The sequence below is a fragment of the Corynebacterium sp. c3Ub_189 genome, from assembly GCF_039907195.1.
Lineage (GTDB): Bacteria > Actinomycetota > Actinomycetes > Mycobacteriales > Mycobacteriaceae > Corynebacterium.
In genome coordinates, this window is sequence record NZ_JASBOF010000041.1 from 1 (window position 1) to 2,559 (window position 2,559).

Here is a 2,559-nt window from a genome sequence, read left to right on the forward strand (position 1 = left end):
AGGTTTATAGGTATTTATCGAAGCGGTCGGGGTAGGCCACGGCCATTTGGTTGATGGCTTGTTTCCAGCCGGAAACTCGGGCTCCTTCCATGAGTCTGCCGGCTGTCGTTGAGACTCGTTTGCCCTGCTTCGCCCTCTTGGCAGCTCGTTTGTCCTCGATATTGCAGATCATGAGCCATAGCGTCTTGAGCGCTGATTCATCGTTGGTGAACTGTACCCTGTTGCGGGTAGCTTTACGCAGTTCATTGTTGAATGATTCAATCGAGTTCGTCGTATAGATTACTTTTCTGGCCGCTGGTGGGAACTGCAGAAACGGTACGAAACGCGCCCAAGCATCTCGCCAGACCTTGACTGAGCGTGGATACTTTTCTCCCAATTCAGAGGCTTCAAATTCGTCTAAGGCAGCCTTAGCTGTGGTTTCATCCGTGGCGGTGTAAATCTTTTTCAACGCGGCTGATACGCCCCGGCGATCCCCGTAGGCTACCCACCGGTTAGCGGCACGAATCAGGTGCACGATACAGGTTTGCACCATAGAGTTCGGCCACGTTGCCTCGACTGCTTCAGGCAGGCCTTTAAGCCCGTCACAGCAGACGATAAAGACGTCCTTGACCCCACGATTGGAAAGATTGGCACATACTTGCGCCCAAAATGAAGCGCCTTCTTCTTTGGCAATCCACAATCCCAAAATGTGCTTGATACCGTCGAGATCCACGCCGATAGCCATGTACGCGGACTTATTGACCACTCGGCCGCCATCGCGGACTTTAATGCGCAGCGCATCCAGGAAAATGACCGGGTAGAACTCGTCTAGCTGGCGGTTTTGCCAGACCATGACCTCATCGAGGACGGCATCGGTAACCGCGGAAATCGTCTCATGGGAAATATCGACCCGCATCGCCGTTGCCATATGGTGCTGGATGTCCCTAATTGTCATCCCACCGGCGTACAAGCTGACTATCATGTCATCGACATCAGTCAAGCGCCTAGAACCTTTAGGGACCATAGTCGGCAAGAATGTTCCAGCCCGATCGCGTGGGACATCAACGGTTACTGGCCCGTAGTTAGAATCCACGGTCTTTGGATATGACCCGTTGCGGTGATTGTCTGTTCTAGCTGCAGCTTTAGCGCTCCTGTCGCCAGACTCGTAGCCCAGGTGGGCATCCATTTCAGCGTTGAGTCCCCTGGTAATCGAGGCTTGCAACATGCCGCGAACTAGGTCATTGGCATCCGTTGTGGACGTGCCTAGGTCGTCAATCAGTTTCGCGATTTCAGGGTTAGCAAGAAGCTTCTTTTCAATCGCATCAATTTTGGCCTTATCAGCCGAGTCTCGTCGTGCCACAGTAGTCATTCTGGTCCATCTCCTCATGCGGGTTAGGTACCCACACACAAACCATCAGACACTCTCGACCCAGAAGGTCTTCAATTCTCTTTGATTTCGTCCTTCAATTGTTTGTTTTGCCACGTAATAAACAATTGAAGGACGAATTAAATCCGATCTCCGCTTCGGATCAACTCTGACGTGGTACGCGTTCCCCGTGCCAGAGTTCGACGAGAAAACACGGCAGCGCATTATTAAGGCAGGCAAGAAGGTGCTCGATGCCCGCGCGCTGCACCCAGAGCGCTCGCTGGCCGAGCACTACAACCCACTCGCCATGGCCCCGGAACTCATCAAGGCGCATGACGCGCTTGACCGTGAGGTGGATAAGGCATTTGGCGCTTCCCGTAAGCTCACGACCGTCCGGCAGTGCCAGGAGCTGTTGTTTGCCAATTACGAAAAGCTCACCACGCAGCAGCCCTAAAAACACCTGGTATGTCCTGCCCTACGGCAAGACATACCAGGTGTTTCTTGTCAGCTGTCGTGTCGCGTCAGGCCTAGTTGTGGCAAGGCAACATTTAAGATTTCAGCGGCGGGTGTGGTGACACACTCGGCGGCCGTCCGACCTGTCTTATCCATGTAGGCTTTGGTGATACGAGCCCCTGCGGCGTAACCAGCTCCGGTGGGTAGTCCGACCGGTTTCGATCCCATCAGACGGGCGCTCGAATCTCCAAGCACCCATGCGGCGAAGTCCTGCATGCCTGTCACATCCAAGCCCTCGACGACTCGTCTTAGTACATCTTCTCTCGATCTGGTTTGGTCGGTGACGAAGTGCGTATATCCACGCTTACTGTAGAACTGGGCAGCGAATAGGTCGGCTAGTCCCTCGGCCACGACGTGCTCACCGACGGTCACTGTCTGCGGGTCCCATACGATGCCGTCAGCTGAATATCGGACGTTGTGGCGCAACTCGTGTAGGGCAATCGCTTCTAGACGATGGAGAACTTCCTCAGTCGGCCAGATGGTGATGGCAATGTAACCACTGATCCCACCGAAGGCCGACAGGCCTCGAACTTCGTCCATGAAGTGCTCGTTGGAAGGATCACCTAACACTAGAAGCACAGTGAGGTCAGGAATCATGAGTCCTGGGTTAGCAGTCGCCAAGTATTGAACCCCTTTAGCGAGAGCTTGCTCAACTCGAGACCAAGCGTTGGCCTCCTCTAATTTGTAGAGCGCATCATTTA

At 53.9% G+C, this 2,559-nt stretch carries 3 protein-coding genes; 1 reads left to right on the plus strand and 2 read right to left on the minus strand.

Annotated features, from left to right (window positions below; genetic code table 11):
* Positions 1-4: 4 nt before the first annotated feature.
* Positions 5-1,348, minus strand: coding sequence for an IS256 family transposase (locus tag QKD99_RS11390; RefSeq protein ID WP_347951478.1), 1,344 nt, complete (start codon positions 1,346-1,348; stop codon positions 5-7).
* Positions 1,349-1,535: 187 nt separating this feature from the next.
* Here QKD99_RS11390 and QKD99_RS11395 point away from each other — a divergent pair, with 187 nt between their 5' ends.
* Positions 1,536-1,799, plus strand: coding sequence for a type IIL restriction-modification enzyme MmeI (locus QKD99_RS11395; protein ID WP_239278981.1), 264 nt, complete (start codon positions 1,536-1,538; stop codon positions 1,797-1,799).
* Positions 1,800-1,849: 50 nt separating this feature from the next.
* Here QKD99_RS11395 and QKD99_RS11400 read toward each other — a convergent pair.
* The coding region (locus QKD99_RS11400; RefSeq protein ID WP_347951479.1) for a DUF2268 domain-containing putative Zn-dependent protease at positions 1,850-2,559 on the minus strand (710 nt) is incomplete at its 5' end.

Excerpts from the sequence above, each read along its gene's own strand:
- QKD99_RS11390 (WP_347951478.1), bottom strand. The coding sequence starts at position 1,348 with ATGACTACTGTGGCACGACGAGACTCGGCTGATAAGGCCAAAATTGAT.